This window comes from Haloactinopolyspora sp., from assembly GCF_027324685.1.
Lineage (GTDB): Bacteria > Actinomycetota > Actinomycetes > Jiangellales > Jiangellaceae > Haloactinopolyspora.
In genome coordinates this window covers 48,184-70,667 of sequence record NZ_DAHVSH010000022.1, presented here as the reverse complement: position 1 = coordinate 70,667, position 22,484 = coordinate 48,184, and the positions used below count along the sequence as shown (strand labels likewise).

Below are 22,484 nucleotides of genomic sequence, written 5' to 3'. Positions count from 1 at the left end.
GGTCAGAAGACGAGGCTGGCGAGGAACGGCGCCACGGTGGCGACGAGGCACAGGATGAGCACGATGGCGACCACGCGGACACGCAGGTCGGGACGGCGGGGAACGTCATCCGGCTCGTTCATGGCGCCAAGCGTACGTCGCGCCGGGTCGGCCTTCGGTCGCGGAATCCGGGAATCGCCGTCCGCGCAGACGCGTTGTACGGGTCGGGAACTTGAGTGGGGTCGACTCAACTCGGTTTGGTCTCCGCCCGGTGACCCCGCATACTTGAGCCTGAGTGACGCAACCAATCGTAGAGATCATTCGGAGGTACCGCCATGGCACGTGCCGTCGGCATCGACTTGGGCACGACGAACTCCGTCGTAGCCGTCCTCGAAGGTGGCGAACCCACCGTCATCGCCAACGCCGAAGGTGCGCGCACCACCCCGTCGGTGGTCGCGTTCGCCAAGAACGGCGAAGTCCTCGTCGGCGAAGTGGCCAAGCGGCAGGCTGTCACCAACGTCGAGCGCACCATTCGCTCCGTCAAGCGCCACATGGGCACCGACTGGAGCAAGAAGATCGACGACAAGACGTTCACCGCCCAGCAGATCTCGGCCTTCGTGCTGCAGAAGCTCAAGCGCGACGCCGAGGCCTACTTGGGCGAGGACATCACCGACGCCGTCGTGACCGTGCCGGCGTACTTCAGCGACGCCCAGCGGCAGGCCACGAAGGAAGCGGGCGAGATCGCCGGTCTGAACGTCCTGCGCATCGTCAACGAGCCGACCGCTGCCGCGCTCGCCTACGGCCTGGACAAGGGTGAGACCGACCAGACCATCCTCGTGTTCGACCTCGGCGGCGGCACCTTCGACGTGTCGTTGCTCGAGATCGGCGAAGGCGTGGTCGAGGTCAAGGCGACCAGCGGTGACAACCACCTCGGTGGTGACGACTGGGACCAGAAGATCGTCGACTGGCTCGTGGACAAGGTGAAGGCCGCGCAGGGTCTGGACCTGTCCAAGGACAAGATCGCGATGCAGCGCGTCCGCGAGGCTGCCGAGCGCGCCAAGATCGAGCTGTCGTCCAGCACGCAGACGTCCATCTCGCTGCCGTACATCGCCCAGGACGCCGAGAAGAACCCGGTGCACGTCGACGAGAGCCTGACGCGTGCTCAGTTCGAGCAGCTGACCGCCGATCTGCTCGATCGGACGAAGACGCCGTTCCAGAACGTCGTGCGCGACGCCGGCATCTCGGTCAACCAGATCGACCATGTCGTCCTGGTCGGCGGCTCCACCCGGATGCCCGCCGTGGTCGACCTCGTCAAGGAGCTCACCGGCGGCAAGGAGCCGAACAAGGGCGTGAACCCGGACGAGGTCGTCGCCGTCGGCGCCAGCTTGCAGGCCGGCGTGCTGCGCGGCGAGGTCAAGGACGTGCTGCTGCTCGATGTCACCCCGCTCTCGCTCGGCATCGAGACCAAGGGCGGCGTGATGACCAAGCTCATCGAGCGCAACACGACGATCCCGACGAAGCGTTCGGAGATCTTCACCACCGCCGAGGACAACCAGCCGACCGTCGGCATCCAGGTGTACCAAGGTGAGCGCGAGATCGCCGCGTACAACAAGAAGCTGGGCACGTTCGACCTGACCGGTCTGCCCCCGGCGCCGCGCGGTGTCCCGCAGATCGAGGTCACCTTCGACATCGACGCCAACGGCATCGTGCACGTGTCCGCGAAGGACCTCGGCACCGGTCGCGAACAGTCGATGACCATCACCGGCGGCTCCTCGCTGCCGAAGGAGGACATCGACCGGATGATCCGCGAGGCCGAGCAGTACGCCGAAGAGGACCGCAAGCGCCGCGAGGCCGCTGAGAACCGCAACCAGGCGGAGTCGCTGGTCTACCAGACTGAGAAGTTCCTCGCCGACAACTCCGAGAAGGTGAGCACGCTCTCGCAGGAGGTGCGTGACGACGTCGACTCCGCGCTGGCCGAGGCGAAGAAGGCGCTCGAGGGCGCTGACGACGCCGCGATCAAGAGCAGCTCCGAGCGGCTGCAGACGGCCTTCCAGGCGATGGGCGCGGCGATCTACGCCTCGGCGGAGCAGCCTTCCGGCGCAGCCGACGCTGGTGAGGGCGCGGCTTCGGCCGATGCCGGCCAGGACGCCGAGGAAGACGTTGTCGAAGCTGAGATCGTAGACGAGGAGAAGGACGACAAGTGACCGATGCGGAGCGGGCCCTAGGCTCCGAGGAGGCCCACCCTGACGAGCAGGAGCAACCGGTGGTACGCGACCGGCGTCGCATCGACCCCGAGACGGGTGAGCTGCGTGAGCTCAGGGATGATGGCGCCGACGTGGATGCCGCAGCCGGCTCCACCACCGGCTCCGCCGACGTCTCGGAGGAGCTCGAACGTGCTCGTGCCGAGGCGGCCGAGCGGCTCGAGGACCTTCGGCGGCTGCAGGCGGAGTACGTCAACTACCGCCGGCGGGTCGAGCGTGACCGCGAGGTCATGCGCGAGAACGCGAAGGCCGAGCTGTTGGCCGAGTTGCTTCCGGTGCTCGACGACATCGGCCGCGCGCGCGAACACGGTGATCTCACCGGCGGATTCCGGTCGGTCGGCGAGAGCCTGGAGGCGGTGACCGCCAAGGCGGGTCTGGTGCGCTACGGCGAGGTCGGCGACGAGTTCGACCCGACCATCCACGAGGCCTTGATGCACAACTACTCCGACGAGGTCAAGGTCTCGACGTGCACGCAGATCCTGCAGCCTGGGTATCGCCTCGGTGACCGGATCATCCGCCCGGCCCGGGTGGCCGTCTCGGATCCGACAGAATCGTTGTCAGAGCCCGCCGCGGAATCGGATGCGCAGGACGCATCCGATTCCGGCGCGGCGGACAATGGCGGTCAGGAGAGCTGAGTGAGGAAGGGAGGGGGCGCGTGAGCACGAAGGACTGGATCGAGAAGGACTATTACAAGATCCTCGGCGTCTCCAAGGATGCCGATGCGGCGACGGTCAAGAAGGCCTACCGCACGCTGGCTCGCGAGCTCCACCCCGACCACAACAAGGGCGACGAGGAGGCCGAGGCTCGGTTCAAAGACGTGTCCGAGGCCTACTCCGTCCTGTCCGACCCGCAGAAGCGCAAGGAGTACGACGAGGCGCGCGCACTGTTCAGTAGCGGTGTGCGCACCCCCGGCGGGGGGTCGAGCGGCGGCTCGTTCTCGTTCGACCTCGGTGACCTGTTCTCCGGGGGCGGCGCCGGCGGAGGCATCGGCGACGTCTTCGGGGGACTGTTCAACCAACGGGCGCGTAGCCGGTCCGGCGCGGCACGCCGCGGTGCCGACGTGGAGCGCGAGGTCTCGGTCAGCTTCATCGAAGCGGTCGAAGGCAAGACGATCCCGCTGAAGCTGACCAGCTCGGCGGCGTGTGCGTCATGCGGTGGAACGGGTGCGCGTGCGGGCACCGTGCCGCGTGTGTGTCCCACGTGTGTCGGTACCGGGTTCACCAGCACCGACTCCGGCGGGTTCGGGATGGCCGAGCCCTGCAAGGACTGCAAGGGCCGGGGCCTGGTGGTCGACGACCCGTGCCCGGTGTGCGAAGGGTCCGGACGAGGCACCACGAGCCGGGTCATGCACGTGCGGATCCCGGCGGGCGTGGTCGACGGTCAGCGCATCCGGCTACGCGGGAAGGGCGTTCCCGGCGAGCGGGGAGGCCCGCCGGGTGACCTCTATGTCGTCATCCACGTGGGGAAGCACCCGGTCTTCGGCCGCCGTGGTGAACACCTGACGGTGACGGTGCCGGTGACCTTCCCCGAGGCCGCGTTGGGCGGCGAGATCAAGGTTCCGACGTTGACTGGCGCCCCGGTCACGCTGCGGCTGCCGCCGGGTACGCCCAACGGACGCACGTTCCGCGTGCGTGGCAGGGGAGCGGCCCGCAAGGACGGCACGCGCGGCGATCTGCTCGTGACCGTCGAGGTCGCTGTCCCGCAGAACCTGAGCAGCGACGCGCGGAAGGCGCTCGAGGAATACCGGGCCGCGACGTCGGGTGAGGACGTGCGGGCCGAGCTGATGAACGCAGTGGCGAAGGAGAGGTGACCATGGACGCCAAAGGCAGATTCATCGTCGCTATGTCCGGATCCGCTCGGTTGGTCAGCGACGACGAACCTTTGTACGTCATCTCCGTGGCTGCGGAGATGGCTGGTATGCATCCGCAGACCCTGCGACAGTACGACCGGCTGGGACTCGTCTCGCCGCGCCGGACCGTGGGGGGCGGGCGCCGGTACTCCCTGCGCGAGGTCGAGATGTTGCGCGAGGTTCAACGGCTGTCCCAAGAGGACGGTGTGAACCTCGTGGGCATCAAGCGGATCATGGAGCTCGAAGCCGAGGTGCACGCGCTGCGCACCGAACTGGCGGCGATGCAAGACGTCATGCAGGGCCGTGATCAGTACCTGCCGGTCCCGGCCTTCGAATCCGCGCTGGCGGTCTACCGGCCCGACAACTGACGCCGCGGGCGTCACGCGCTCAGCAGGCCGATACCCAGCGTCACCAATCCCGCCGTCAGCGACGCGGCGCCGAGCCAGAGCACCACGATCGCCCGGTTCGGGCTGGTGCGGCCGGGGCCAGCCGACGCGGCGAAGAATCCGGCCGGCATCAGGATCGCGGCCAACGGCACGCCGCTGCGGGCCAACCATGCGGCGAAGCCGTCCAGCGACGTCGCGTCGGTCAGGAGCACGGTCACCAGGCCGAGCGTGATGAACATGCCGGCGTGCCCGTGCCCGGCGCGGGCGAAGGACTTCTGAAACTCTGTTTTGGGGATGCCGCCTGCGGCGATCCGGACGAGCAGTAACCCGCCGGACTCGACCGTGACGGCGGCGAGGACGAGGATGCCCGCGAGTCGGGTCGCTTCGGTGCTGAGCTCGAGCATGGTCTGCCCCTCATGGGATTGCCTAACACTGTTATAAAACAGCGTTAGGTTATTCTCGTCAAGTGGGTAGACCACGAATTCACGATCAGGCGACCAAGGAGCGACTCCTGGCTCGGGCCGCCGAGACGGTGTCGACATCGGGCGTGCGTGCGTTGAACGTGCGCACGCTCGCCGCCGACGTGGGAACGTCCACCGCTGCGGTGTACACGCTCTTCGGCGGTAAGTCCGGCCTGGTGAGCGCGCTGTATCTACGGGTGTTCCAGCGCTTCGCGACAGCGCTCGCGGCCGTGGGCCGCAGCGCCGACCCGGTCGACGACGTCGTGCGCCTGGGGATGGCGTATCGCCAGTACGCTGTGGCCGACCCGAACGGCTACCGCATCATGTTCGGCGACGAGGTGCGTCCGGCCGACGTCTCGGCCCGGGCGGCGCGCACCGGTGCCCAGACGTTCGATCCGCTGCTCGATGCGGTGCGCCGGGCGGTCGAGGCGGGGAGATTCCCCGCCGAGCCGGAGCCCTCGGGTATCGCGACCGCACTGTGGGCCAACGTGCACGGCCTCGTGTCGCTCGAGCTGGGCGGATTCATGCCGCCGGACGCCGGCGACCCGGCGGCGGTCTTCGAGATCGCCGTGCGGGCCAATGTCGCGGGTTGGGCGGCGCTCGCCCAGGGCGGATGACCCGTCGGCTCAGCCGTCGGTGCTGGAGGGTTCGGCCGACGGGCTGCTCGGCTCGTCGGTGATCGGCTCTTCGTCCACCTCGACCTGGTAGTTCACGTCGCCGCCGTCGATGGACTCCGCGGTGATCGTCAAGCCGATGGTGCTGCCGTCATCGGCTTCGAGGATGCAACGGACCTCGGAGCCGACCTCGGCGGCCAGGTCGTCGTCGCAGTCGACCGAGGCCACCGGCTCGCCGACCTGTTCTTCGAGAAGGTCGGCGACACCCTCCTCGAGATCCTCGGCAGGCACGCTCTGCTCGCCCAGGATGGAGCAGCCCCCGAACAGGAGGGCGGTGCCGCCCAGGACAGTGGCCATGCGAGTGTGGTTCATTCGAGATTCTCACTTCCGGCTGGTCTCCGAAACATCGTTCCAGATGCCTTCTCGGTTCTAGCCCGGGATCCCCTGTGCGAGCAGACTTGAGTGGAATAGACTCAACTCTGCCGGAGTTGTGTCCACCGACACGACTCGCAACCCGGACCGCTTCAGGGAGATCGATGAACGACCAGCTGACCACCAAGGCTCAGGAGGCGCTGTCGGTCGCCGTGCGCAGTGCGGCCACCGCGGGCAACCCCGCGGTCGAACCCGTGCACGTGTTACGCGCCCTGCTCATCCAGCCGGGCGGGCTCACCGGCCCCCTCCTCGAAGCTGCAGGCGCCGACCTGGCCCTCGTGCGCCGCGACGTCGACAACGCGTACGAGGCACTGCCGAAGGCCGCGGGATCCACCGTCGCCTCACCGGGGCTCGGCCGCGCGACGTACGCCGTGCTCTCACACGCCGGCGAGGTGGCCCGAGAGCTCGACGACCAATATGTGTCCACCGAACACCTGGTGGTCGGCCTGGCGCACGTCGACTCCCCGGTCAAGGACCTGCTCGCCAAGCACGGGGTGAGCGCGGAGAAACTGCGCGCGGCGTTCAGTGAAGTCCGCGGATCGGCGCGGGTCACCAGTCCGGACCCCGAGGGGACCTACGACGCGCTGAACAAGTACGGCATCGACCTCACCGAACGCGCTCGTGAGGGGACCGTCGACCCGGTGGTCGGCCGAGACTCCGAGATCCGCCGCGTGGTGCAGGTGCTGTCGCGGCGGACCAAGAACAACCCCGTGCTCATCGGTGAGCCCGGCGTCGGCAAGACGGCCGTCGTCGAGGGCCTGGCCCAGCGCATCGTGGCCGGTGACGTGCCGGAGTCGCTGCGGGGCAAGCGGCTGGTGGCGCTGGACATCGGCGCCATGCTCGCCGGCGCCAAGTACCGCGGTGAGTTCGAGGAACGGCTCAAGGCCGTTCTCGACGAGATCAAGGCCAGCGAGGGCGAGGTCGTCACGTTCATCGACGAGCTGCACACGGTGGTCGGCGCGGGAACGTCCGGCGATTCGGCCATGGACGCCGGCAACATGCTCAAGCCGATGCTCGCTCGCGGTGAACTGCGCATGGTCGGCGCGACGACCTTGGACGAGTACCGCGAGCGCATCGAGAAGGACCCCGCGCTGGAGCGGCGGTTCCAGCAGGTCTTCGTCGGTGAGCCGAGTGTCGAGGACACCATCGCGATCCTGCGTGGCCTCAAGGAGCGCTACGAGGCGCACCACAAGGTGCAGATCTCCGATGCCGCGCTGGTGGCCGCGGCCACGCTGTCGCACCGCTACATCAGCGGCCGGCAGCTTCCGGACAAGGCCATCGACCTGGTCGACGAGGCCGCTTCGCGGCTGCGCATGGAGATCGACTCCTCCCCGGTGGAGATCGACACGCTCCGCCGCCAGGTCGACCGGCTGAAGATGGAGGAGCTGGCCCTGGACAAGGAGCAGGACGACGCCTCGCGCGAGCGGCTGGCCTCGATCCGGGCCGAGCTGGCCGACCGCGAAGAGGAGTTGCGCGCTCTCGAGGCGCGGTGGGAGCAGGAGAAGGCCGGGCTGAACCGGGTCGGTGCCCTCAAGGAGCAGATCGACGATCTGCGCGGGCAGGCTGAGCGTGCCCAGCGCGCCGGCGATCTGGCCGGCGCGAGCGAGATCCTCTATGGCCGTATCCCGGAGCTGGAGAAGGAGCTCGAGGCCGCCACCGCGCTGGCGCAGGAGACCGCCGCCGAAGCGATGGTGAAGGAAGAGGTCGGGCCGGACGACGTCGCCGACGTGGTCAGCTCGTGGACGGGCATCCCCTCAGGCCGCCTGCTGGAAGGCGAGACCGAGAAGCTATTGCGGATGGAGGAAGAGCTCGGTCGCCGGGTCGTGGGGCAGACGCAGGCCGTCGCAGCGGTGTCCGACGCCGTGCGCCGGGCCCGCGCCGGTATCTCCGACCCCGACCGGCCCACCGGTTCGTTCATCTTCCTCGGCCCGACCGGCGTCGGTAAGACCGAGCTGGCCAAGGCGCTGGCGGGGTTCCTGTTCGACGACGATCGCGCCATGGTCCGCATCGACATGAGCGAGTACAGCGAGAAGCACAGCGTGGCTCGCCTGGTCGGTGCGCCGCCCGGCTATGTCGGCTACGAGGAGGGCGGTCAGCTCACCGAGGCGGTGCGGCGCCGGCCGTACTCCGTGGTATTGCTCGACGAGATCGAGAAGGCGCACCCCGAGGTTTTCGACATCCTGCTTCAGGTGCTCGACGACGGCCGGATGACCGACGGGCAGGGGCGCACGGTCGACTTCCGCAACGTCATCCTCATCCTGACCTCCAACCTGGGGTCGACGTTCCTGGCCGACCCGGCGCTGGACGACGACGCCAAGCGGTCGGCGGTCATGGAGGTGGTGCGCCAGTCGTTCAAGCCGGAGTTCCTCAACCGTCTCGACGACATCGTGATGTTCGAGCCGCTCGGCACCAACGAGCTCGCTCGCATCGTCGATCTGCAGGTCGACCGGCTGGCGCACCGATTGGGCGACCGGCGGCTCACGCTGCACGTCAGCGACGGCGCCCGCGAGTGGCTCGCGCTCACCGGCTACGACCCGGTGTACGGCGCGCGCCCGCTGCGGCGTCTGGTGCAGACCGCCATCGGTGACCGGCTCGCCAAGTCGATCATCGCCGGCGAGATCCGCGACGGCGACACCGTCATCGTCGACGTCGACGAAGAACGCGACGGGCTGACCGTCAGCCGGGCCTGAGCGTCAGCCGGCACCGATCGGCTGGCGCGGCCGCCTCAACTCGGGGAACCCACCCGCCCGCGGCGCCAGTAGCCGAAGGCGTGCACCGATTCCCGTTCGACGCCGCGCTCGGTCATCGCCAGGCGGCGCAGTGCGCGTACCTCAGTGGTCTCGCCGGCGGCCCACAACTCCACCTGCCCGGCCGGCCAGTCGAGGCGGCGGACGGCGGCCTCCAGCGCCCCGGTGGTGCCCGCCTCGGCGCCGTCGCGATGCAGCCAGTGCAGCCGCAGGTCGGCGGCGGTCGTGATCTGCTGCTCCTCGGCGGCGTCAGCCACCTCGACGAACGCCACGATCGGCAGGCCGGCCGGTGCGCGCTCCACGATCGATGCCAAGGCGGGCAGCCCGGTCTCGTCGGCGGCCATGACGACGGCGTCGGCATCGAACGACGGCACGGCGTGGGGGCGGGGGCCGGTGACCTCGATGGTGTCGCCAGGCGTGGCGGCCACCGCCCAGCGGACGAACGGCCCGTCGCCGTGCAGCACGACGTCGATGTCCACGGTGTTCGATCGCGGCTTGTGCCGCCGGATGGTGTACGTGCGGCTCGGCGGGCGGGCGCCGCTGGTTCGGTCGAGGTCGTCTTCCTGCGGCAGCGACATGCGCAGCACCAGGTTCGGACACGACGGGTCCAGCGGAAGGTGCTCGCGCTCGATGACGGCCACCAGCCGGAGCATTCGAGGCGTGAGCTGGGACGACGATGTTACGCGTAGGAGGCCGGACGAGGGGGACACGTCGGTCACATTAACCTCTCGTACAGTGACCGGATGTCCACTGCACTGCGTTGGTTCCGCATCGCCGCCGTCGCCGAGGCCGTCTCGTGGGCCGGCTTGCTCGTCGGCATGCTGGTGAAGTACGTCATCGCGGACAACGAGATCGGCGTACAGATCTTCGGCCCGATTCACGGCGGGCTGTTCGTCGCCTACGTCGTCGCCGTGACCATCGCGGCCCGCAACGCTCGCTGGGCGCCGTCGACGTGGCTGCTGGGCGTGGTCAGCGCCGTCCCTCCGTTCATGACCGTATGGTTCGAGCGCCGGGTCACCCGGGCGGGTGAGCGCACCGGCGCAGCGGTGACCTCGTAAAGTCGGTGCCATGGCGACGGTAATGGTGACCGGACCTACCGCGGGCATCGGGCTGGCATTCGCCCGCGCCTTGGCCGCGCAAGGCCATGACCTCGTGCTCGTGGCGCGCGACCAGGCTCGGCTGGAGTCCGTGGCCGCCGAGTTGCGCGGCGCGTACGGCGTCGGCGTCGAAGTACTCCAGGCCGACCTGGCCCGCGACACCGAGAGCGTGGAGAAGCGGCTGCGCCAGACCACGCCCCCGATCGACCTGCTGGTCAACAACGCCGGCTTCGCCCTGCGCAAGCCGTTCCTCGCCAACGACATCGCCGACGAAGAGGCGATGCTCGACGTCCTGGTGCGAGCCGTCCTGCGGCTGACGCACGCGGCCTTGCCGGGCATGATCGAGCGCGGTCACGGCGCGGTGATCAACGTCGGCTCGGTGGCCGGCTGGGTCCCGCGCGGCACGTACAGCGCCGCCAAGGCGTGGGTCACTGCGTTCACCGAGGGGCTCGCAGCCCAGGTGGCCGGTACCGGCGTCCAGGTCATGCTCCTGGCGCCGGGATACACGCGCACCGAGTTCCACGACCGCGCTCGGATGAACATGTCGAGCCTGCCCTCATGGATGTGGCTCGAAGCCGACGCGTTGGTGCAGGGCGCGCTGCGCGACCTGCGCCGCGGCAAAGTGATCTCGGTTCCCGGCGCGGTGTACAAGGTGGCGGCCGCCGCGTTGCCGCGATTGCCCCGGGCCGTGGTGCGCGCGGTTGGGCAGCGTCACCCCGCCGGACGGCAGAGCTACCGCCGCCGACGCTGAGATCTACCCGGGCAACGCGTCGACGACGTCGGCCAGCAACCCGGAATCCACCGGCCCCTCCCAGACCGGCCAGTTGCGTGAACGCGCCGACCTGGCCCAGAAGTCCGTCGGCCCGGTGCCGGGCACATCGGCGCCGGTGTGCACGTAGGCGCACGGGGCGTCCGGCCAGTCCGGCGCCACGGGCAGCTTCTCGGCCCAGAACTCGTGGTCGCGCGGACGGGGTGCGTCCAGCGGCCAGAGCCGGCCCGGCTCGTGCAGCATCGTGTGCGCGGCGTCGGCCATCTCTGCGTCGGCAGACCGGATCAGGTCGAGGTGCGATGGTGAGCCCGGGCGCGGCAGGCTCGCATCGACGAACACGTACCCGCCGACGGCCCGGCCGGCGGCGCGTTGGGTGCGCGCCAAGGCGGGCAGCAGCGGCCCGGCCGTGCCGTGCCCGACCATCACCAACGGTCCGCGCAGCTCGCGCGCGTGCAACGGCCGGGCGACGGCGGCGATCCAGGCGACGGCGTACGGCCGCCCGGTGTCGTCGGAGGCCGGCGCGACGACGTCGCTGCCGGGCAGGTTGACGTTCAAGCGCTCCCAATGATCCGGCGCATCGATCGGGCCGGATACGAGAATGACGGTGCCGGGTCTCATCCCTTCCAGCCTGCCGTACGCTCATGAGCCGTGAACGCCTGGGACGAGCTCCGACACCACATCACCGACAAAGCCGTCGTGCACGAGAAGGTCGTGCTGTCGTCGGGCCGGGAGGCCGACTACTACGTCGACTTGCGGCGCGTCACGCTCGACGGTGCCGCCGCGCCGCTGGTCGGCGAGGTGATGCTCGACCTCACTGCCGATCTGGACGTCGACGCCGTAGGCGGACTGACTCTCGGCGCTGATCCGGTGGCGACCGCGATGCTGCACGCCGCCCATGCCCGCGGCCGGCGACTCGATGCCTTCGTGGTGCGCAAGGACGAGAAGCAGCACGGGATGCGCCGGCGCATCGAGGGCACTGACGTCACTGGTCGGCGGGTGCTGGCGGTGGAGGACACCTCGACGACGGGGGCGAGCGTGCTGACCGCGGTGGATGCGTTGGTCCAGGCGGGCGCGGACGTCGTGGCGGTGGCGGTGATCGTCGATCGCGACACCGGCGCGCGCGAGAACGTCGAGAAGCGGGGGCTGGAGTATCGCGCCGCGTTCGGCAAGAGCGATCTCGGGTTGTAGATCGCTGCGCGCTCAATAGCGCTCCACCAGGTGCTCACGCCCCGGCGGCGGCTCGTAGGGCTCCGGCCAGACGTCGGTGACGTCGACGATCTTGCCGTCGACGAGCCGGAAGAACGTCACGCCGATCATCTGCTCGTCGCCGACGCGGAAGTCGACCCAGGACGCTGCTTCGTCGCCGACAGCGACCAGGCGCTGGACGGTGAGGCGCCACGCGCCGGGATACTCGGCGTTGAACTGGACGTAGGCGGACTTGCCGCGGATGCGTTCTCGGGTCTGCGGGAGGGTGTAGACGACGTCGTCGGCCAGCGTCGTGGCGAAGGTGTCCCAGTCGCGGGCGTCGGCGGCGTTCCAGTATGTGGTGACGATCTCGGCGGTCTTGGCCATGGCGCAGACTGTAGGTGTGGGCTCCGACAGTGTTGAAGCATCAGCCGACGTGGGGGTCGGGCCGTGGCAGGGCGAGTGGCCCGACGACCCACGCTACGATCCGGAGCTGCTCGAGCACGGTGATCGTCGCAACGTCGCCGACGGTTACCGGTACTGGACCAACGAGGCGATCGTCGCCGACCTCGATCAGCGCCGGCACCCGTTTCACGTCGCCATCGAGAACTGGCAGCACGACTTCAACATCGGCTCCGTCGTGCGCACCGCCAACGCCTTCCTCGCCGCCGAAGTGCACATCGTCGGACGCCGCCGCTGGAACCGCCGCGGCGCCATGGTCACCGATCGATACCAACACATTCGGCACCACCCGGATCTCGACGCCTTGACCGCCTGGGCCCATGGAGCCGGCCTCCGCGTCCTCGGCATCGACAACCTGCCCGGTGCGGTGCCGCTGGAGACCTACGACCTGCCGCGCGAGTGTCTGCTGCTGTTCGGGCAAGAGGGCCCGGGGCTCTCCGCCGACGCACGTGAGCACGTCGACGACGTGCTGTCCATCGCTCAATTCGGCTCGACCCGCTCGATCAACGCCGGCGCCGCTGCGGCCATCGCCATGCACGCATGGATCCGCCGGCACGTCTTCGACCAACCGGTGGCGTGTCCGCAGCAGCCGTGAAGATCGTCGTGTGGGCGGGTGCTGGCCTGGGGTTGGCCTGGGGTAGTCGTGGTGATCGTTGTGTGGGCGGGTGTTGGCCTGGGGTTGGTCCGGGGCAGTGGTGGTGATCGTTGTGTGGCGGAATACCGCATGGCGCGGGTCGTGAAGATCGTCGTGCCGGAAAACGCGGCATAGACCGGCGCCGTCCAACACGACGATCTTCACGACCGCCCAACACCGGCGCCGTCCAACACGACGATCTTCACGACCGCCTCCCGCGACCGCATTTCCACGATCCTCCGGCCCGAGTGGGCGTGGAGTACTCGACCAGGCCTCGCCCGGGTGCGTACCGCTGGTGCGTACCGCTGCACGCGGGCATGGTCGATGTGTCAGGGTGAAGGACATGGCTGAGCGAGTAGTGGTGGTCGGCGCGGACGCGGCCGGCATGAGTGCGGCGTCGCAGGCGCTTCGGACGGCGAAGGCGTCCGGGCGCGACCTGGAGGTCGTCGCCGTCGACCGCGGACACTGGACCTCGTACTCCGCCTGTGGCATCCCGTATTGGATCGCCGGCGACGTCGACGGGCCGCACGGCCTCGTGGCCCGCACCCCCGACGAACACCGCGCCAACGGCATCGACGTGCGGATGCTCACCGAGGCCGTCGAGATCGATCTGGACGCGCGGTGGGTGGAGGTGCACGACACCCCGGCCGGGCGTCGGCAGCGGCTGGGTTTCGACCACCTCGTGCTCGCGACGGGCGCCGAGCCGGTCCGTCCCGACCTGCCGGGCAGCGATGCCGACGGCATCTTCGGGGTGCAGACACTCGATGACGGCGCCGCGGTCATCGACCACCTGGCGACGCGCCCGGAGCGGGCCGTCGTCGTCGGTGCCGGATACATCGGGGTCGAGATGGCCGAGGCGATGGCGCGGCGTGGCCTCGCCGTCACCGTCGTCGATCAGGCGCCTGAGCCGATGACCACCCTCGACGCCGATCTCGGGCAGCAGGTGCACGAGGCCATGGAGGGCATGGGCATCGACGTCGTCACCAACGCGAGTGTGGAGGGCTTCGACACCGGTGACGACGGCCGGGTTCGCGCGGTCGTGACCAGCGCGGGGACGTTCACCGCCGACGTCGTCGTCCTGGGTATGGGGGTTCGTCCCGCGACGTCACTGGCCAAGGCCGCTGGCCTGCCGCTCGGCGAGTACGGCGGCATCCGGGTGGACGAACGGCTGCGCGTGCCCGAACACGACGGGGTCTGGTCGGCCGGCGATTGTGTCGAGTCGTACCACCGGATCTTGCGGGACTGGCGGCACGTGCCGCTGGGCACCCACGCCAACAAGCAGGGCCGGGTGCTCGGGACCAATCTCGGCGGGGGTGACGCGGCGTTTCCCGGCATGGTCGGCACCGCCATCAGCAAGGTCTGCGACCTCGAGATCGCGCGCACCGGCCTGGGCGAGGACGAGGCGGCCGACGCGGGTTTCGACGCGGTCGCCGTCACGATCCAGTCGACCACCCGCGCCGGCTATTTCCCGGGTGCGGCGCCCATGACCTTGAAGATGCTGGCCGAGCGGTCCAGCGGGCGCATGCTGGGCGCGCAGATCGTCGGGCGGGAGGGATCGGCCATGCGTATCGACGGGTGTGCGTTGGCGTTGTGGAACGACATGTCCGTCGCCGACCTGGCCATGACGGATCTGTCGTACGCCCCGCCGTTCTCGCCGGTGTGGGACCCGATCCAGATCGCCGCGCGCAAACTCGCCGACACCATGTGACAGCACATCGGATCAGGGGCGGCCGACGATGCGGAGTTTCGCGCCGGTCATGCTTGCGGCCGCCGCTGTGGTTCTCGTCGGTCGTTCGGATCCCGGCCGTCGTGGTGCCGGGGCCGTGCACCTGAGGGTATTCCCCGACGGCGACATCAGGGCAAGGTCATTCGTGGGAGTGACGCCGTCACGAGGCCGACGACGGTAGGTTCATCCCGTGGCTGTCATCCGCACCGAGGAGCTGACCAAACGCTTTCCCGGCGTCACTGCGCTGGACGGGTTGAGCATCGACATCGATCCCGGTGTCATCGGGCTCGTCGGTGCGAACGGCGCGGGCAAGTCGACGCTGATCAAGATCCTGCTCGGAATCGCCCCAGCGACGTCCGGGCGGGCCATGATGCTGGATCTCGACGTCGTCACCGACGGGTCGCGCATCCGCGAGCAGGTCGGGTACATGCCCGAGCACGACTGCCTACCCGCCGACGTGTCGGCGACCGAGTTCGTCGTCCACATGGCCCGCATGTCGGGCCTACCTGCGAACGCCGCGCGTGAACGCACCGCCGACACGCTGCGCCACGTCGGGCTCTACGAAGAGCGCTACCGCCCGATCGGGGGCTACTCGACCGGCATGAAGCAGCGGGTCAAGCTCGCCCAGGCGCTCGTGCACGACCCCCAGATCGTGCTGCTCGACGAACCGACCAACGGCCTCGATCCGGTCGGCCGCGACGAGATGTTGGGGCTGATCCGCAGGATCCGCACCGACTTCGGCATCTCGGTGCTCGTCACGTCGCACCTGCTCGGCGAGCTCGAGCGGATCAGCGACCACGTCGTCGTCATCGACGGCGGCCGGCTGCTGCGATCGTCGTCGACGTCGGAGTTCACCCGGACCAGTCGGACGCTCGTCGTCGAAGTCACCGACCAGGTCGAGGCCGTAGCCGCGGCGCTGACCGATGCCGGAGCGAAGGTCGAGCGCGACCGCAGGCTGCTGGCCGTCGAGCTGTCCGACGACGCCGACTACGACCTCATTCGCTCGACCGTGGCTCGCCTCGGCGTCGGACTGATCCGCCTGGAGCAGCGTCGTCACCACATCGTCGAGGTGTTCGGAACGTGACCAGTGGTTCGGAGAGGAGCACGCCGATGCCGGCGCATCCTGACAGCGCTCCTGCGGGCGTCATCCACGACATCGGGTATCGCCATTACGACGGCGACCGGCTGGGGCGCGCAGCGATCACCCGGGCGCTGTTCTGGCACAGCCTGCGCGGCGCCTACGGACTGGGACGCTCGGCGCGCTCGAAGATCCTGCCGATGTCGCTGTTCGCCATCATGTGCATCCCGGCGTTCATCATCGCCGTCATCGCCAATGTCGGCGCACTCAATCTGAGCGACCTGCCGCTGCCGTACGAGCGGTACGTGATCACCACCCAAGGCGTGCTGACCATCTTCCTGGCCGCTCAGGCGCCGCAGAGTGTGTCGCGCGACCTGCGGTTCAAGACGGTGCCGCTGTACTTCTCCCGGCCGCTGGAGCGAGTCGACTACATCGGCGCCAAGTTCGCCGCGATGTCGGCGGCGATGTTCATCCTGATCGGGGTTCCGCTGCTGATCATGTACATCGGGGCGCTGCTGGCCGAGTTCTCGGTGGTGACCCACAGCCGCGAGGTCGCCGTCGCCCTGCTCGGCGCTGCGGTGTTCGCGATCGTGTTGTCCGGCATCGGTCTGCTCATCGCCTCGATGACGCCCCGGCGCGGGTTCGGCGTCGCGGCCATCATCACGGTCCTCGCCTTGAGCTACGGAGCGGTCACCTCGCTGCAGGGCATCCTGCGCTACGCCCAGAACGACCCGACCGCTGCCGGTTGGCTGGGCCTGTTCTCGCCGGTGACGCTCGTCGACGGGTTCCAGATGTGGGTGTTCGACACGACGTCGTCGGCCGTCGCGCCACCACCTGGAACCGTCGGCGGCATCGGGTTCGTGCTGGTGACCTTCGTCCTGATCGGCGCCTGCTGGGGGCTGCTGAACCTGCGTTACCGGAAGGTCTCGATCTGATGAGCACTCCATCGGGGGGCTCGACCCTCGCCATCGACGCGGTGTCGCGCTGGTTCGCCAACGTGGTGGCCGTCAACGACGTCACCATGTCCATCGGCCCGGGGATCACCGGGCTGCTGGGGCCCAACGGCGCCGGCAAGTCCACGCTGATCAACATGCTGGGCGGGTTCCTCCCGCCGTCGGCCGGTTCGGTCACGCTGAACGGCGCGACCATCTGGAAGAACCCGGATGTCTACCGTGTCATCGGGTTGGTTCCCGAACGCGAGGCCGCCTACGACTTCCTCACTGGCTGGCAGTTCGTGCTGGCCAACGCCGAACTGCACGGCTTGGCCTCGCCAGGCGACGCGGCACGGCGAGCACTCGAGGCCGTGGAGATGGAGTACGCCCAGGAGCGCAAGGTCGGCGACTACTCCAAAGGCATGCGCCAGCGGGTCAAGATGGCCTCGGCGCTGGTCCACGATCCGGGGGTGCTGCTGCTCGACGAACCGTTCAACGGCATGGACCCGCGCCAGCGGCTGCATCTGATGGATCTGCTTCGCCGGATGGGTGCCGAAGGCCGCACCGTGCTGTTCAGCTCGCACATCCTCGAAGAGGTCGAGCAACTCGCCCAGCACATCGAGGTGATGGTCGCCGGCCGGCATGCTGCGTCAGGTGACTTCCGCGAGATCCGCCGCCTCATGACCGACCGGCCGCACCAGTACGTCATTCGCTCCGACGACAACCGCGCGCTCGCGTCGGCACTGATCGCCGACGGGTCCACCGCCGGGGTTCAGATGGACGAGGACGCCGGCGTCCTGCGGGTGCAGGCGGTGGAGTTCCTGCGTTTCACCGAACTGCTGCCTCGAGTCGCCGACGACGCGGGCATCCGCCTCTACGAGGTGTCGCCATCTGACGAGTCCCTCGAGAGCGTCTTCTCCTACCTGGTCGCGAACTAGAAGGACGCACACGATGAACGCAACGGTAGCCAGGCTCACCGGCAAAGCGCTGTTCGGCGGACGACGAGCGCTGCTGCTGCTGACCCTGTCGGTGATCCTGGTGGCGCTGGCGGTCTTGCTGCGCCTGAGCATCGGCGTCGACCACCAGGTGAGCGCGGACTTCCTCGGCGCGGTCGCGCTGGGCACGATGGTGCCGCTGTTCGGGCTGATCGTCGGTACCGGCGTGATCGGCCCCGAGATCGACGACGGGTCCATCATCTACCTGCTGGCCAAGCCGGTGCCGCGGCCGTCCATCGTGTTGAGCAAGCTGGCCGTGGCGGTGGTCGCCACGATCGTGTTCGCCACGGTGCCGACGTTCCTGGCCGGGGTGATCATGTCCGGTCTGTCCAGCGGTGTCGCGCTCGGGTTCGCCGTGGCCGCGCTGGTGGCCTCGCTGGCCTACAGCGCGATCTTCCTGCTGCTGGCCGTGGTCACCCGGCATGCGGTGGTGTACGGGCTGGCCTATGCGCTGATCTGGGAGAGCCTGATCGGCGGCTTCGTGCCGGGCGCCCGGACGCTCAGCGTGCAGCAGTGGGCGCTGTCGGTGGCCGAGCGGATCGCCGAGCCCGGTTTGGTGTCCTCGGACGTACGTCTGGCTGTGGCCGGCGTGCTGTTGGCCGCCGTGACGATCCTGGCCACCTGGTACGCCGGCCAGCGCCTGCGGGTGCTCAAGCTCGCCGGCGAGGAGTGAGGCGGAAGCGCGAGCGCGCGCACTCGTACGGGTGATCGATCTATCTCTCTGGCAAGCATGGATTGTCGGTGGCGACCTCTAGTCTGACGGGTAGTTGGATCTACCTCGAGGAGGACGTCATGGCCCGGAGTCAACCGCCGATCACGACCGAGATTCAGCGCCAGCAGTGGCTTGATCAAGAAGATGCCTGGATGCGCGACACCGTCCGGTCGTTCGGGTGGGCCGTGCAATCGGTCCTGGCCGATGGATGCTGGGGTTCGCCGTCGTGCTCATGTGGCCGTCCGCGCGGTGTTTCTCCGCCGTTCGCGTACACCATCGGGCTGTTCGGGTTCGGGCACCCGGAGCTGCTGATCTACGGCATGCACGACGACAGCGCCGCGGGCGTGCTCAACGAACTCGGTGAACGGGTGCGTCGAGGCCACATGCTGGTGCCCGGCGAGCTGCAGACGTTCGACAATTGGCCGCACCGGATTCACCTGTTCCCGTTTCGCGACGATGGCGACCTGCCGGTGCTGATCTCGGCCCAGCGCTTCTACGAACGTCGGCAGGACGATCCCGTGCCGGCCCTGCAGTGCGTCTGGGACGACCGATGGGGCCGATTCCCGTGGGAACCGGGCTACGATCCGCCGCCGGGCTTGCAGCCGTTGCCGCAGTCCTTCGGCCGGGCTTGATCAGCGCGACCACTGAAACAGCACGTCTCCGGCTTTGATCGGGCCGGGTTCGTGCCGTACGGTCAGTGCCTCGGTGCTGGCGTCCAGCGCGATCACCGGCACGATCGGGGAACGTCCGCCGGTTTCGACGGTTGCCGGGTCCCAGCTGACGATCACCGCGCCAGCGGCGACCTCGTCGCCTTCGGCCGCGTGCAGCTGGAACCCGTCGCCGTTGAGCTGGACGGTGTCGATGCCCAGGTGCGTCAAGATCCCCGCGCCGTCCGACGTGCGGATGATGAACGCGTGCGGATGCAGCTTGACCAGCGTGCCGGTCACCGGCGCCAGCGCCTGGGTGTTCGCGCTGCGCTCGGGGTCTATCGCCGCTCCTGGCCCCACCAGAGCCGCGCTGAACACCGGGTCCGGCACGTCGGCCAGGTCGATCACCTGGCCTGCCGTCGGAGCGATGACGTCGAGCACCGGTGTGGGCGCCTCCGAGCCGGTTGTCACATCAGGTCCTCGATGTCGGTGGCGATGGTGTCGGCTTCCGGGCCTACGACGACCTGGACGACGCTGCCGGAGGTGATCACCCCGAAGGCACCGGCGGCCTTGAGTGCCTTCTCGTCCACCAGAGACGAGTTGTGCACCTCGGTGCGCAGGCGGGTCGCGCAGGGCTCGATCTCGACGATGTTGTCGGTCCCACCCAGAGCCGCCAGGATCTGCTCGGCCTTGTCCATGTGTCCTCCCTGTGGTCGCTGTGGTCGCGGTGGTTTGCCCGGTCGACGACCGGTCGAGTTACTCGGGCGCGGTGTCGGTCTGGGTGACCTTGGACAGCCCGCGCGGAGCGTCCGGGTTCAAGCCGAGTCGACGGGCCAGGGCCTCCACGGTCAGCTGGGCGGGCACGACCAGGGCCAGCGGCGAGACCAGTTCGGGCAGATCCGGGCCGGCCACGGCGACATCCACGGCGGCGGCGAACGTACTGTCGCCACCGATACCCACTGTCGCCGCAGCGCCCCGTCGGCGCAGGTCGTGGGCCAGCTCGGTGAGCCCCGCCACCATCGGACCATCGGCGGCCGAGACCAGCAAGGCCACGTGCTCGTCGTCCACCACCGCGATCGGTCCGTGCCGCAGGTCGGCGTAGGACAGGCCGCGTACCGGCCGCAGGCAGGTCTCTTCCAGCTTCAACGCCGCTTCCAGCGCAGTGCCGAAGGTGATGCCGCGGCCGCTGACGAGCACGTCCGGAGTCGAGGCCAGCCGTTCGGCGGCCTCATCGACACCGGCACGTCCGTCGATGAGGCGCTGCACCTCGCCCGGCACCCGGTCGAGGTCGGCATCGAGCGAGCCGGGCTTCGGTGACAAGGCGTCAGCGAGCACCGCCATGGCCGCCAGCTGCGCCGTGTACGACTTCGTGGCCGGAACCGCGAGCTCGCGACCGGCCTGGGTGATCATGGCGAGGTCGGCTGCCTGCGCGAGGGCGCTGTCGCCGTCGTTGGTGACGGCGATCGTCCGGGCCCCGTGCTCGCTCGCCCACTGTTGGGCCTCGATGATCTCGCCGGTCTCGCCCGATTGCGACACTGAGACCACGACGGCATCGGACAGGTCGAGGTCGGCGTGGTAGTGGGTGGCGACGCTCGGCGCCGAGAGCCCACCCCGCAACCCGGCGTGCACCTCCACCAGGTAGCGCCCGTAGACGGCGGCGTTGTCCGACGAGCCGCGGGCGACGAACAGCACCGCGCGGCGCTGGTCGGCCAGCGAACGTAGGTCGGAGCGCAACGGCCGAAGCGATTCGATCGTGCGGGCGAGGGCGTCGGGCTGTTCGGCGATCTCGCGAGCCATCGTCGTTTCGGTCACGTAGTACTCCTGATGGGCTTGGTGTTGGGCGTGGTGTTGGGATTGATGTCGGTGTTCTGGGTGGTCGTCCGCCTGCGGGGGACGACCGGCGCGTTCGGCCTGGAGACCGGTACCCACAGGGTGTACCGGTCCGAACGATAGGCCGACTGTGCGTATTCGATGGCCTGGTCGCCGGTGAAGGCCCGGCGCGTGATGCGCAGCACGGGTTTGCCCGGCTTGATGGTCAGCAGTTCGGCCTCCTCGTCGTCGGCTTCGCCGGCGTCGATGGTGTCCTCGCCCCAGTCGGGCGTCAGGCCTCGTTCGCCGAGCTCCACATACACGCTAGACGGCACGCCGTGCTCCAGGAACGCGGGCAGCCGGTCCGACGGCAACCACGTGTGCTCCACGGCCATCGGTGCGTCATCGGCGAAGCGCAGTCGGTACAGGTGGATCACGGTGTCACCGACGGCGATGTCCAAGGCTGCGGCGATGTCCGGCGGGGCCGGGGCGGTCTCGGCGGTGAGCACTTTCACCGAGGCCGTCATCCCGCGGCGGACCATCTCTTCGGTGAACGAAGCCAGGCGTACCTGCAGATCGACCTTGGGTGGGGCGACGAAGGTGCCGCGACCCTGGATCCGTTCCAGCAGGCCTTCCACGACCAACGCGTCGACCGCCTGCCGTACCGTCATCCGCGAGACGCCGAAGCGCTCGCACAGCATCCGCTCCGACGGCACCGGGTCGCCGGCGCTGAGCTCACCGGTCACCAGGGCGCGGAGGTAGTCGCGCACCTGGAGGTGCTTGAGGGTCGTTCGGCGAACAGGCAGCACGAAGCTCACACGGGTCGGGGCCGGGGCGGCCGGGGATCGCTTGTCGCTCACCACTTGACAACAGCGGTGTGCGGCAACATTGTATGGCCAACTGGTCAAGACATCTAGACCAGTGCCGATCTATCTGCTGAAAGAGGCCCCCGTGAGCGTGGTCGACGGCCCCGTGCCCAAGCACCGACAGCTCCGCGACATCCTGCTCGCGCTGATCGAGGGCGAGCTGGTCCCGGACTCGCCGGTCCCGTCCGAGCGCGAGCTCGTGGAGCGGTTCAACGTCAGCCGGGCCACGGTGCGTGAGGCGATCGGCCGGCTGGTGTCCGAAGGTCGGCTCTATCGGGTGCGCGGCAAGGGGACCTTCGTGGCGGCAGCGAGCATCGAATCCCAGATGCATCTGTCGTCGTTCACCGAGGACATGCGCCGCCGGGGGCACAAGCCGTCGACGGTCGTGCTCGGTGCCGACGAGACCGCCGCCCCGCCGCCGGCCCGCGCGGCTCTGGGCCTCGACGTCACCGATCGCGCGTTCCGGATCGAACGGCTGCGCTCGGCCGACGGCGCGCCGATGGCCCACGAGGTCTCCTGGCTACCGGCCGCGCCGCTGCCGGGATTGCTCGAACGTGACCTGACCAGCTCGGTCTACTCGATTCTGGCCCACGACTACGGGCGTGTTCTCGACTCGGCGGCGCAGACGGTGTGGGCCGAGGGGGCCGACCCGTTACGCGCCCGGCTCCTGCGGGTACCGCCAGCAGCACCGCTGCTGGTGTTTCGCAAGACGTCGTTCGCCGCGGGACGCCCGATGGAGCACGTCACGTCGTGGTATCGGGCGGATCGATATCAAGTGCACATGACCCTGGAACGCACATTGCACACCGGACCGGCCAGTCCTGGCTCGGCACGAATGTGAGG

At 69.0% G+C, this 22,484-nt stretch carries 26 protein-coding genes; 17 read left to right on the top strand and 9 right to left on the bottom strand.

The window, feature by feature from the left end; translation table 11 throughout:
• Positions 1–314: 314 nt before the first annotated feature.
• Genes dnaK through M6444_RS03455 form a run of 4 tightly spaced genes read left to right on the top strand, consistent with a single transcriptional unit; the run spans position 315 to position 4,457 of the window.
• Positions 315–2,183: a molecular chaperone DnaK gene (gene dnaK / locus M6444_RS03470; RefSeq protein ID WP_298323234.1), complete on the top strand. Its 1,869-nt coding sequence runs from the start codon at positions 315–317 to the stop codon at positions 2,181–2,183.
• Complete coding sequence (grpE, locus tag M6444_RS03465; RefSeq protein ID WP_298323231.1) at positions 2,180–2,875, top strand: nucleotide exchange factor GrpE; 696 nt, start codon at positions 2,180–2,182, stop codon at positions 2,873–2,875. Before dnaK ends, grpE begins: the two co-directional genes overlap by 4 nt.
• A 20-nt stretch (positions 2,876–2,895) precedes the next feature.
• Positions 2,896–4,050 (top strand): molecular chaperone DnaJ, encoded by a 1,155-nt coding sequence (gene dnaJ / locus M6444_RS03460; protein WP_298323228.1) that lies wholly within the window; start codon positions 2,896–2,898, stop codon positions 4,048–4,050.
• A gap of 32 nt (positions 4,051–4,082) precedes the next feature.
• Complete coding sequence (locus M6444_RS03455) at positions 4,083–4,457, top strand: helix-turn-helix transcriptional regulator (protein ID WP_363326222.1); 375 nt, start codon at positions 4,083–4,085, stop codon at positions 4,455–4,457.
• 11 nt (positions 4,458–4,468) lie between these two features.
• On the opposite strand, the gene M6444_RS03450 is transcribed toward M6444_RS03455, so the two are convergent.
• A complete protein-coding gene (locus M6444_RS03450; protein ID WP_298323222.1) occupies positions 4,469–4,954 on the bottom strand; it encodes a hypothetical protein in 486 nt (161 codons plus the stop codon).
• Here M6444_RS03450 and M6444_RS03445 point away from each other — a divergent pair.
• Positions 4,942–5,553, top strand: a complete 612-nt coding sequence (locus M6444_RS03445) for a TetR-like C-terminal domain-containing protein (protein WP_298323219.1) — start codon at positions 4,942–4,944, stop codon at positions 5,551–5,553. The two genes, M6444_RS03450 and M6444_RS03445, sit on opposite strands and share 13 nt — an antisense overlap.
• 9 nt (positions 5,554–5,562) lie before the next feature.
• Here M6444_RS03445 and M6444_RS03440 read toward each other — a convergent pair whose 3' ends face one another.
• The gene (locus M6444_RS03440; RefSeq protein ID WP_298323216.1) at positions 5,563–5,922 is read right to left on the bottom strand and encodes a DUF4333 domain-containing protein; all 360 of its coding nucleotides are present in this window, start codon (positions 5,920–5,922) and stop codon (positions 5,563–5,565) included.
• Positions 5,923–6,086: 164 nt separating this feature from the next.
• On the opposite strand from M6444_RS03440, the gene clpB reads away from it, so the two are divergent.
• Positions 6,087–8,672 carry an ATP-dependent chaperone ClpB gene (gene clpB, locus M6444_RS03435; protein ID WP_298323213.1) on the top strand — a complete coding sequence of 862 codons (2,586 nt, stop codon included), beginning with the start codon at positions 6,087–6,089 and terminating at the stop codon, positions 8,670–8,672.
• A 35-nt stretch (positions 8,673–8,707) separates the two neighbouring features.
• Here clpB and M6444_RS03430 read toward each other — a convergent pair whose 3' ends face one another.
• The gene (locus tag M6444_RS03430; RefSeq protein WP_298323210.1) at positions 8,708–9,370 is read right to left on the bottom strand and encodes a siderophore-interacting protein; all 663 of its coding nucleotides are present in this window, start codon (positions 9,368–9,370) and stop codon (positions 8,708–8,710) included.
• Between the two features lie 102 nt (positions 9,371–9,472).
• Between M6444_RS03430 and M6444_RS03425 the strand changes: the two genes are divergently transcribed.
• Together M6444_RS03425 and M6444_RS03420 are read left to right on the top strand one after the other, a co-directional pair.
• Complete coding sequence (locus tag M6444_RS03425) at positions 9,473–9,787, top strand: DUF3817 domain-containing protein (RefSeq protein WP_298323207.1); 315 nt, start codon at positions 9,473–9,475, stop codon at positions 9,785–9,787.
• A gap of 10 nt (positions 9,788–9,797) precedes the next feature.
• Positions 9,798–10,577 (top strand): SDR family oxidoreductase, encoded by a 780-nt coding sequence (locus M6444_RS03420; RefSeq protein WP_298323204.1) that lies wholly within the window; start codon positions 9,798–9,800, stop codon positions 10,575–10,577.
• A gap of 3 nt (positions 10,578–10,580) precedes the next feature.
• Here M6444_RS03420 and M6444_RS03415 read toward each other — a convergent pair whose 3' ends face one another.
• Positions 10,581–11,213 carry a hypothetical protein gene (locus tag M6444_RS03415; RefSeq protein WP_298323201.1) on the bottom strand — a complete coding sequence of 211 codons (633 nt, stop codon included), beginning with the start codon at positions 11,211–11,213 and terminating at the stop codon, positions 10,581–10,583.
• 30 nt (positions 11,214–11,243) lie between these two features.
• Between M6444_RS03415 and pyrE the strand changes: the two genes are divergently transcribed.
• Entirely contained in the window at positions 11,244–11,783 is a 540-nt protein-coding gene (pyrE, locus tag M6444_RS03410) for an orotate phosphoribosyltransferase (protein ID WP_298323199.1), read from the top strand.
• Between the two features lie 12 nt (positions 11,784–11,795).
• On the opposite strand, the gene M6444_RS03405 is transcribed toward pyrE, so the two are convergent.
• On the bottom strand, positions 11,796–12,167 hold the full coding sequence (locus M6444_RS03405; RefSeq protein WP_298323196.1) for a nuclear transport factor 2 family protein: 372 nt from the start codon (positions 12,165–12,167) through the stop codon (positions 11,796–11,798).
• On the opposite strand from M6444_RS03405, the gene M6444_RS03400 reads away from it, so the two are divergent.
• The 7 genes from M6444_RS03400 to M6444_RS03370 all read left to right on the top strand — a co-directional run bounded on the left by M6444_RS03400 (position 12,166) and on the right by M6444_RS03370 (position 18,951).
• Positions 12,166–12,837 (top strand): TrmH family RNA methyltransferase, encoded by a 672-nt coding sequence (locus M6444_RS03400; protein WP_298323193.1) that lies wholly within the window; start codon positions 12,166–12,168, stop codon positions 12,835–12,837. The two genes, M6444_RS03405 and M6444_RS03400, sit on opposite strands and share 2 nt — an antisense overlap.
• 382 nt (positions 12,838–13,219) lie before the next feature.
• Complete coding sequence (locus M6444_RS03395; protein ID WP_298323191.1) at positions 13,220–14,584, top strand: FAD-dependent oxidoreductase; 1,365 nt, start codon at positions 13,220–13,222, stop codon at positions 14,582–14,584.
• Positions 14,585–14,792: 208 nt separating this feature from the next.
• Complete coding sequence (locus tag M6444_RS03390; RefSeq protein ID WP_298323189.1) at positions 14,793–15,686, top strand: ABC transporter ATP-binding protein; 894 nt, start codon at positions 14,793–14,795, stop codon at positions 15,684–15,686.
• A 26-nt stretch (positions 15,687–15,712) separates the two neighbouring features.
• Complete coding sequence (locus M6444_RS03385; RefSeq protein WP_298323186.1) at positions 15,713–16,615, top strand: hypothetical protein; 903 nt, start codon at positions 15,713–15,715, stop codon at positions 16,613–16,615.
• Entirely contained in the window at positions 16,615–17,550 is a 936-nt protein-coding gene (locus M6444_RS03380; RefSeq protein WP_298323183.1) for an ABC transporter ATP-binding protein, read from the top strand. The genes M6444_RS03385 and M6444_RS03380 overlap by 1 nt, the downstream gene beginning before the upstream one ends.
• Before the next feature lie 13 nt (positions 17,551–17,563).
• Positions 17,564–18,280: an ABC transporter permease subunit gene (locus M6444_RS03375; protein WP_298323181.1), complete on the top strand. Its 717-nt coding sequence runs from the start codon at positions 17,564–17,566 to the stop codon at positions 18,278–18,280.
• A gap of 68 nt (positions 18,281–18,348) precedes the next feature.
• Positions 18,349–18,951: a DUF4262 domain-containing protein gene (locus M6444_RS03370; RefSeq protein WP_298323178.1), complete on the top strand. Its 603-nt coding sequence runs from the start codon at positions 18,349–18,351 to the stop codon at positions 18,949–18,951.
• Here M6444_RS03370 and M6444_RS03365 read toward each other — a convergent pair whose 3' ends face one another.
• From M6444_RS03365 to M6444_RS03350, 4 genes are read right to left on the bottom strand one after another with little or no spacing between them, the layout of a single operon-like run.
• On the bottom strand, positions 18,952–19,437 hold the full coding sequence (locus M6444_RS03365; protein ID WP_298323174.1) for a PTS glucose transporter subunit IIA: 486 nt from the start codon (positions 19,435–19,437) through the stop codon (positions 18,952–18,954). It lies immediately after the preceding gene.
• Positions 19,434–19,664 carry a glucose PTS transporter subunit EIIB gene (locus M6444_RS03360; RefSeq protein ID WP_298323170.1) on the bottom strand — a complete coding sequence of 77 codons (231 nt, stop codon included), beginning with the start codon at positions 19,662–19,664 and terminating at the stop codon, positions 19,434–19,436. The genes M6444_RS03365 and M6444_RS03360 overlap by 4 nt, the downstream gene beginning before the upstream one ends.
• Positions 19,665–19,722: 58 nt before the next feature.
• Positions 19,723–20,763: an SIS domain-containing protein gene (locus M6444_RS03355; RefSeq protein WP_363326221.1), complete on the bottom strand. Its 1,041-nt coding sequence runs from the start codon at positions 20,761–20,763 to the stop codon at positions 19,723–19,725.
• Positions 20,764–20,774: 11 nt separating this feature from the next.
• Positions 20,775–21,545, bottom strand: coding sequence for a GntR family transcriptional regulator (locus M6444_RS03350; RefSeq protein ID WP_298323164.1), 771 nt, complete (start codon positions 21,543–21,545; stop codon positions 20,775–20,777).
• Between the two features lie 181 nt (positions 21,546–21,726).
• On the opposite strand from M6444_RS03350, the gene M6444_RS03345 reads away from it, so the two are divergent.
• Positions 21,727–22,482, top strand: a complete 756-nt coding sequence (locus M6444_RS03345) for a GntR family transcriptional regulator (protein WP_298323161.1) — start codon at positions 21,727–21,729, stop codon at positions 22,480–22,482.
• The last annotated feature ends 2 nt before the right edge of the window (positions 22,483–22,484 follow it).